Below are 1,010 nucleotides of genomic sequence, written 5' to 3'. Positions count from 1 at the left end.
TCGTCGCTTGCGATGGCGGCCTCGGCCGCGCCCTACGTGGCCTGGATGCAACAAACCGCCACCCAGGCCGCCCAAACGGCGGTGCAAGCGACCGAGGCGGCTGCCGCCTATGAAACGGCGTTCGCCGCGCACGTGCCGCCGCCGGTGATCGTGGCCAACCGCGAACTGCTGGCGCAGCTGATGGCGACCAACACGTTCGGGCAGAACACCGCGGCGATCGCAGCGACCGAGGCGCAATACAGCGAAATGTGGGCCCAAGACGGGGAGGCGATGGACACCTACTTCGCGTCCTCGGCTACGGCCTCCAACAACTTGACGGAGTTCAGCCCGGCGCCGAAGACCACCAACGACGCGGGCACGGGGATGCAGGCGGCCGCGCTCACCTCGTCCTCCAACACCGCGGCCGGCCACGCGGCAAGTACGGTGGCCGCCGCGGCCACGACGCCCAGTGGCTACACCGGGCCACTGGCGGGGCTCGCACAGCTCGCCACGGACTACCAGACCTTCTGGACAAACCTGCTGAACACCGTTCCGGGCGGGGCAACCTTTTACACGAGCTTTTACAACGCCCTGAAGATCCCGCTGGGCCTCACCACGCAGTACAACGACATCGGGCTGCTGATCAACTTCCCGGTGTCCCAGTGGCTCAAGTTCGCCCCGCCCGCCGCGTACGGCGCACTCCCGAAAGACGCGCTGGGGGCCGGCCTCGGCGCACTGGGCTTCAGCCGGGGCACGCTGTTCGACGCGATCAGCCCGACGGCCGGTTTTGCCCGTGGCACCTTGGTTGGGTCGCTGACAGTCCCACCGAGCTGGGCCTCGGCCACTCCCGCCATCAGGACGGTAGCCGCCGCCCTGACAGCCGCCGGGCCCGAGGCCATTCCCGCTGCCGCCCTAGGCGAGGGAAGCCTGTTCAGTTCGTTGGGGATGGCGGGAATGCTGGGCAGTGCCATGGGCTCCGGAGGCCCCACCGTGGTACGTGCCGGGATCCGCAATCGCATGACCCCGATCAA

At 68.8% G+C, this 1,010-nt stretch carries 1 protein-coding gene; it reads left to right on the top strand.

Translation table 11 applies throughout. The features are described from left to right. Positions 1-1,010: PPE family protein (locus ACZY0B_RS27655; protein WP_463767407.1), on the top strand; the 1,010-nt coding region annotated here is incomplete at both ends.

The organism is Mycobacterium sp. IDUB_19 (assembly GCF_055419445.1).
The sequence above is the reverse complement of the archived record's forward strand: the minus strand, read 5'-3'. Positions and strand labels throughout refer to the sequence as shown.